This is a genomic window from Nocardiopsis sp. NPDC006198, from assembly GCF_040613895.1.
In the GTDB taxonomy this organism is placed as follows: domain Bacteria; phylum Actinomycetota; class Actinomycetes; order Streptosporangiales; family Streptosporangiaceae; genus Nocardiopsis; species Nocardiopsis tropica.
Window position 1 is genome coordinate 99,512 of the sequence record NZ_JBEXSY010000024.1, and the last position, 6,441, is coordinate 105,952.

The 6,441-nt window shown below is 74.1% G+C and carries 5 protein-coding genes; all 5 read left to right on the forward strand.

What is annotated here, in order from left to right; genetic code table 11:
* Positions 1-61 precede the first annotated feature (61 nt).
* The 5 genes from ABZ234_RS18290 (at position 62) to guaD (ending at position 6,355) form a co-directional block, all read left to right on the forward strand.
* A complete protein-coding gene (locus ABZ234_RS18290) occupies positions 62-979 on the forward strand; it encodes an ATP-binding cassette domain-containing protein (protein ID WP_355012873.1) in 918 nt (305 codons plus the stop codon).
* The gene (locus tag ABZ234_RS18295; RefSeq protein WP_355012874.1) at positions 976-1,845 is read left to right on the forward strand and encodes an ABC transporter permease; all 870 of its coding nucleotides are present in this window, start codon (positions 976-978) and stop codon (positions 1,843-1,845) included. The genes ABZ234_RS18290 and ABZ234_RS18295 overlap by 4 nt, the downstream gene beginning before the upstream one ends.
* 92 nt (positions 1,846-1,937) lie before the next feature.
* The gene (locus ABZ234_RS18300; RefSeq protein WP_355012875.1) at positions 1,938-3,149 is read left to right on the forward strand and encodes a histidine kinase; all 1,212 of its coding nucleotides are present in this window, start codon (positions 1,938-1,940) and stop codon (positions 3,147-3,149) included.
* A complete protein-coding gene (locus tag ABZ234_RS18305) occupies positions 3,130-3,774 on the forward strand; it encodes a response regulator transcription factor (protein ID WP_355012876.1) in 645 nt (214 codons plus the stop codon). Before ABZ234_RS18300 ends, ABZ234_RS18305 begins: the two co-directional genes overlap by 20 nt.
* Positions 3,775-4,033: 259 nt before the next feature.
* Complete coding sequence (gene guaD / locus ABZ234_RS18310; protein WP_355012877.1) at positions 4,034-6,355, forward strand: guanine deaminase; 2,322 nt, start codon at positions 4,034-4,036, stop codon at positions 6,353-6,355.
* Positions 6,356-6,441 lie beyond the last annotated feature (86 nt).

Below are 6,441 nucleotides of genomic sequence, written 5' to 3' on the forward strand. Positions count from 1 at the left end.
GCGCAGGACCCCCGCTCCCTACCGTTGTCCCACCGCCGACAGCCGAGACGACAGGACGACCATGATCACCCTGCAAGGACTGAGCAAACGCTACGGGGACACCGTCGCCGTGGACTCGCTGGACCTGGAGGTCCGGCCGGGCAGGGTCACGGGCTTCCTGGGGCCCAACGGCGCGGGCAAGAGCACGACCATGCGGATGATTCTCGGGCTGGACCGCCCGACCTCGGGGCGGGCCCTGGTCGACGGGCGCCCCTACCGGGAGCTGGACCGGCCCCTGCACCACGTGGGCGCAGTCCTGGACGCCCGGGCCGTGCACCCGGGACGCAGCGCCCGCTCCCACCTGCTGGCGCTGGCCCGCACGCACCGCATCCCCGACCGGCGGGTGGACGAGGTCCTGGACACCGTGGGTCTGGCCGGGGCTGCGCGCAGGCGCGCGGGCGCCTTCTCCCTCGGCATGGGCCAGCGGCTGGGCATCGCCGCGGCCCTGCTGGGCGACCCGCGCCTGCTCGTCCTCGACGAACCGGTCAACGGCCTGGACCCCGACGGGGTGCGCTGGGTGCGCGACCTCATGCGGTCGATGGCCGACGAGGGGCGCACCGTGTTCGTCTCCAGCCACCTGATGAGCGAGATGCAGCTGACCGCCGACCACCTGGTGGTCATCGGACAGGGGCGGCTCATCACCGACGCCCCCCTGGCCGAGGTGCTCGACAACAGCGCGTGGAGCGCCGTGCGGGTACGCGCACCCCACCCCGAGGACCTGGTCACCGCCCTGGAGGCGGAGGGCGCCGGCGTCGAGCGCCCCGGCGCGGGAGAGCTGGTCGTGACCGGCGTGCCCATCGAGCGGGTCGGTGAGCTGGCCCACCGGGCGGGGGTCGCCCTCCACGAGCTGAGCCCCCGCGAGGCCTCCCTCGAACAGGCCTACAGGGAACTCACCTCCGACAGCGTGCAGTACGCGGCGCCGACGGGAGGCCGACGGTGACGCCCTTCGCCCGCTCCGGGCCCGCACCGGCCGCCGCACGGCCCGACCGGCCCGCCGGCCCGGCACGCGCCGTGTCCGACCTCGCCGCGACGGCCTCCTCCGAGTGGGTCAAGCTCCGCTCGGTGAGGTCCACCTGGTGGGGAGCGGCCCTGGCCCTGGGCCTGTCGGCGACCGTCGCCCCCCTCACCGCGGTGGCCACCGTCGGCAACATGCAGCAGGACCGGATCCCCTCCGCCGACGTGCCCGCCTCGGAGATGGCGGTCTACGCGGCCGTCTGGGCGGCCCAGTTCGCGGTCATCGCCCTGGCCCTTCCGGTGATGACCTCCGAGTACTCCTCGCGCTCCGTCCACCCCGCGCTCCAGGCGGTCCCGGCCCGGGTACGCCTGCTGGCGGCCAAGACCGTGGCCCTGATGTCGTTCGTGTTCGCGTGCGGCCTGGTCACGGGCACGGCAGGCACGCTGACCGCCCACCTGGTCATGCTGCACCCGCTGATCGAGGGGTACGGAACGCTGGACCCGGCCGAGGCAGCCGCGGACGTGGTGCGCCTGTCGGCGTACCTGGCGCTGGTCGCGGCCCTCACCCTGGGGGCGGGAACCGCGCTGCGCTCGGCCGCGGCGGCGCTGGCCGCGGTGTCGGCACTGCTCTTCGCCCTGCCCGCGGTCCTCGTGCTGCTGGGAGGCCGGACGGGGGTGTACGTCGCCGAACGGCTCCCCCTGTCCGCGGGCGTGTCGTTCGTGGACAGCGCGTTCGTGATGGGGCGGTCCGAGGCCGCCCTCCCGCCCGGCGCCGGGGGGATGGTACTCCTGTGCTGGGCGGCGGCCGCCCTGGCGGCGGGGGCGCTGGTGCTCACGCGCCGGGACGCGTGAGACCGGTACGCCGGATACGGGGAGCGGGCATGGACGAGTCGGGCGGCGCACGAGGGACAACCGGTCTCCGCGCCCGTGCGGGGGCGGCGGCCGTGCCGCTCGGACGCGCGGCGGGGGAGTTCACGGGAACGGTCCTGGGGCTGGTCACCGCCGCCCTCACCCTCGTGTGGGCGGCGGCGTCCCTGCTGCTCCTGGCCGCCGCGCTGGTCCGGCCCTCCGCCCGTCCGCGGACGCGGGACGCGCTCTCGCGGTGGACCGGGAAGCTGTGCGACCTCGACCTGGCGCGGCTGGAGCGGTGGACGGGGTGCGCGGTCCGGGCCCGTACCGGCACGGCGCACCGCGCGGCCTACCTGCTCCTGCGGCTGCCGCTCGCCCTGGTGTGCGGTTATCTGGCGCCGTCGGCCGCCCTGCTGGTGGCGGTGTTCCTCGGCGGGGCCGCGCTGGAGGCCGTCACGGGGACCGGGACCAGCGTCCCGGTGTCCCTGCCCGGTGCGCGGCTGTCCGTCTCCAGCGTCAACCTGGGGCTGGCCGTGGGGCTGGTCGTCCTCGCCGCGGTGTGGCTGGTCGCGGCGCTGGCCTCCGCCGTCGACCGCTCCCTGGCCCGCCGGCTCCTGGGCCCCAGCCACGAGGACCTCCTGAACCGCCGGATCGACGAGCTCACCCAGACGCGTTCGGGCATCGTCCGCGCGGTGGACGAGGAGCGCCGCAGGATCGAACGCGACCTGCACGACGGGGTGCAGCAGCGGGTCGTGGCCCTGGCGATGCTGCTGGGCCGGGCCCAGCGCGGCACCGACCCCGAGCGGACGGCGGGGCTGCTGCGCGAGGCCCACACCGAGTCCCGGATCCTGCTCGACGAACTGCGCGAGGTGGCCTGGCGGGTCTACCCGACCGCCCTTGACACCCTGGGACTGGAGGCGGCGCTGACCGAGGTGGCCAGGCGCAGCCCGCTGCCGGTGGCGGTGCGTTCGGACCTGCCCGCGCCGCCACCGCGCGAGCTGGCCGCGGCCGTGTACTTCGTGGCGCGCGAGTCCATCACCAACGCCGTCAAGCACGCCGGGGCCGGTGAGGTGATCGTGCACGTGGACGGCCGCGGCGGAGTGCTGGACCTGCGGGTCCTCGACGACGGCCGGGGCGGCGCGGACCCGGAGGGGAGCGGTCTGACGGGCCTGGCGCGACGGGTCCAGGCCCTGGACGGGACACTGTCGGTGCACAGCCCCGCGGGCGGGCCGACCACGGTGCACGCCGCCCTGCCGCTGCCCGACGAACAACGGATACGGAGCCCCCATGCGCCTGGTGATCGCTGACGACTCGGTCCTCCTGAGGGAGGGCCTGGTACGGCTGCTGGAGGAGGAGGGCCACCAGGTGGTGGCGGCGGTCGGCGACGCCGAGGCCCTGCTGGAGGAGGTCGCCGGGCACCGGCCGGACGCGGCCGTGGTGGACGTGCGGATGCCCCCGACCCACACCGACGAGGGGCTGCGCGCGGCCCTGCGCATCCGCGCCGAGCACGAGGGGGTGGCGGTGCTGGTGCTGTCGCAGTACGTGGAGCAGCGCTACGCCGCCGAACTGCTCGCCGCCGCCTCGGGCCGGGTCGGCTACCTGCTCAAGGACCGGGTGTCGGAGGTGGGGGAGTTCCTGGACGCCCTGGAGCGGGTCCGGGCCGGAGGGGCGGCCTTCGACCCCGAGGTGGTGCGCCAGCTGCTGGCCCGCACCACCCACTCCGACCCGCTGGCGCGGCTGACCCCGCGCGAGCGCGACGTCCTGGAGCTCATGGCGCAGGGGCTGAGCAACACGCTGATCGCCCAGCGCCTGTTCGTGTCCCTGAGCGCGGTGGAGAAGCACGTGAACGCGATCTTCGACAAGCTGGAACTGGGGCACGCCTCCGGGTACAGCCGCCGGGTGCTGGCGGTGCTGCGCTACCTGGGCACCTGAGGAACGGCCGACGCGCTCGCGCCTGGGCGGCGCGTGTGCCCGGGCCCGCCCGTGCCGCCGCCACCCGGCGACGAGCACCGCCGATGCCGACACAGCCCCCTGCCTGCGACGACGCCGGGCAGGGGGAGTTTTCCGCCGGTGACCTCCGGGTACTCGCGGTGACGGACCGAGCACCCGAGCGAGGAGCGGACATGGTGCGCGACGCCGCGAGAAGGCGCGAATCCGACCGGCGACCGGGACCCCGAGGGGGTGGTCGGGCATGAACGCCGTCACCACACCCCCGGAGGCCGGAGGTGGCTGCGGCGCCGTCACGGCGGTCCGCGGCTCCCTGGTCTGGTTCGCCGAGGACCCCTTCCTCACCTCCGGCGAGGGGGCGCTGGAGTACGTGGAGGACGGCCTCCTCGTCTGCCGGGACGGCCGGATCACCGCGGCGGGGGAGTACTCGGACCTGGTGGAGAAGCTTCCCGTCGGCGCCACCGTCGTCCACCACCGGGACAAGCTGATCCTGCCGGGGTTCGTCGACCCCCACGTGCACTACGTGCAGACGCGGATCATCGGCGCCTACGGCGACCAGCTCCTGGACTGGCTGCAGAACTCCGTCTACCCCGAGGAGGCCCGCTTCGCCTCCAGGGCCTACGCCGAACGGTTCGCGAAGCTCTTCTGCCAGCAGATCCTGCGCAACGGCACCACCACCGCGCTGGTCAACTGCGCGACCTACCCGGTCTCGGTCGACGCCCTGTTCGAGGAGACCCACCGCAGGGGGATGCGCGTCGCCGCGGGCAAGGTCCTCATGGACCGCAACGCCCGCTCCGACCTGCTGGACCCCTCGCCCCGGCAGGGCTACGAGGAGTCCGAGGCGCTCATCCGCAAGTGGCACGGCGTGGGGCGGAGCCTGTACGCGGTCACCCCGCGGTTCGCCGTGGCCTGCACCAACGAGATGCTCCGCCTGGCCGGGGAGCTGTGGCACGAGCACCCCGGCACGCTCATGCAGACGCACCTGGCCGAGAACAGGGACGAGGTCGAGGAGGTGCGCCGGCTCTTCCCCGAACGTGAGAACTACGTCGACGTCTACGAGCACTACGGCCTCCTCGGGCGCGGGGCGGTCTTCGCCCACTCCGTCCACCTGGAGAAGCGCGAGTGGAAGCGCCTGTCGGCCACCGGAAGCGGGGTGGCGCACTGTCCCACCTCCAACCTGTTCCTGGGCAGCGGGCTCTTCTCCATGCGCGACGCCAGGCACCGCAAGCGGCCCGTGCACACCGGCCTGGGCACCGACGTGGGCGGGGGGACGAGCCTGTCGCTCCTGCAGACCATGGGCGAGGCCTACAAGGTGGGCCAACTCGGCCATGTGCCCATGGACGGCACCAAGCTCTTCTACCTGGCCACCCTCGGCGGGGCCGAGACGATGGGCCTGGAAGGGGTCATCGGCTCGCTCGCGCCCGGACACGAGGCCGACTTCGTGGTCCTGGACCCCTCCGCCACCCAGTTGCTCGCCGCGCGCACCGCGGAGAGCGAGACCGTCGACGACCTGCTGTTCGCACTCGCGACGCTGGGCGACGACCGGGCCGTGGCGGCGACCTATGTCGGCGGCCGCGTCGCGCACGAGCGCAGCCCCTGTCCGGACCCCAAGCCCCGGCGCTCCTCCCGCCGCCGCTGGAACAGGTCGCGGAACAGGGAGCTGCGGTGGCTCAAGTTCGAGGAGGGCGCGGGCTGGTCCAAGGACCTGGAGGTCCCCGGCGCCTGGTCGCCCCACGGCCCCGGCATCGAGGCGTACAAGAGCCTCCTGTACTGCCTGCACCAGGACACCGCCGCCAACCCGTTCCTGTGGTGGGACGTCTACGACAAGGAGACCGGGGCCTGGAGGGGCGACCGGGAGATCACCGACGTGCTCGGGAACCGCGTGCCCAACCACGGGCAGCCCGCGGTCTCCCACGCCAACGACTTCCTGTACTGCGTCCACCACCGCGACGTCTCCGACACCCGCCTGTGGTGGTCGCGCTACAACATCGAGGGCGCGGAGCCGGGCTGGTCGGCCGACCAGGTCGTGAAGGAGCCCGGCGGCCGGGAGGTGAGGGCCTCGGGCGCCTCCCTCACGGTCTACGACGGCCTCCTGTACTGCGTCCTCAGGCGTGAGGACGGCACACTGCGCTGGCTGAGCCACGACACCGGGACCAAGGCATGGAGCGCCGAGAGCGACGTGCCGGGAGGGTTCACCTCGTCGCGCACCCCGGTGGTGGAGCGCTTCAAGGACCACCTCTACTGCGTCCACGACCGCGGGGACGACCAGCTCCACTGGATGACCTACAGCAGCGTCTCCCGGAGCTGGAGCGGGAGCCGGCGCATCGAGGACCCGGACGGCAACCCCGTGCGCACCTCGTACGCCCCGGCGATCGCCCGGTACAACGACCACCTGTACTGCGTCTTCCACCAGGAGGACTCCGGCGGGTGGGGGCGGCTGTGGTGGACCCGGTACGACGAGGGGAAGGGGTGGAGCCGGCCGGAGCGGGTCGGGGCCGCCATCTCCTCGGAGGGGTTCGACGTCTCCGCCTACCACGGTCCGCTGTTCTGCGTCCACCGGGGCTGAGGCGTCCCGCGTCCCGCACCGGTCGGTCCGGGCCTCGGCGCGCCGCCCGAGTCCCGTGTCGAGGCCCTCCAGTCCGGCCCAGGCCC

Bases quoted from the DNA above. Each gene is read 5' to 3' on its own strand.
- ABZ234_RS18290 (WP_355012873.1), top strand. From the start codon at position 62: ATGATCACCCTGCAAGGACTGAGCAAACGCTACGGGGACACCGTCGCC.
- ABZ234_RS18305 (WP_355012876.1), top strand. From the start codon at position 3,130: ATGCGCCTGGTGATCGCTGACGACTCGGTCCTCCTGAGGGAGGGCCTG.
- guaD (WP_355012877.1), top strand. From the start codon at position 4,034: ATGAACGCCGTCACCACACCCCCGGAGGCCGGAGGTGGCTGCGGCGCC.